The 339-nt window shown below is 66.4% G+C and carries 1 protein-coding gene; it reads left to right on the top strand.

Annotated elements, in window-relative coordinates:
- Positions 1-339 (top strand): AMP-binding protein (locus OQ789_RS25885; RefSeq protein WP_324689285.1); only part of this gene is annotated, 339 nt, incomplete at both ends.

Below are 339 nucleotides of genomic sequence, written 5' to 3' on the forward strand. Positions count from 1 at the left end.
TCACCGACGCCGCCCCGATCGCCGCGCTCACCACAGCAGACCTACGTTCACGACTGCACGGCTACGACCTGTTGACCTTCGACGTGGATGATCCGCGCATCCCGACCTATCCGCGCGCCGGCCTGCCCGCTCCGGCACCCGAGGACATCGCATACCTGATTTACACCTCGGGCACGACGGGGGTGCCGAAGGGGGTGGCGGTTGCGCACGGGAATGTGACGCGGTTGTTGCGGGCGTTGGATGTGGTGGTGCCGGTGCCGGTGGCGGGGGTGTGGGCGCAGTGTCATTCGTTGGCGTTTGATTTTTCGGTGTGGGAGGTGTTTGGGGCGCTGCTGGGTG

The organism is Mycobacterium sp. 94-17, from assembly GCF_035617725.1.
Classification (GTDB): Bacteria; Actinomycetota; Actinomycetes; order Mycobacteriales; family Mycobacteriaceae; genus Mycobacterium.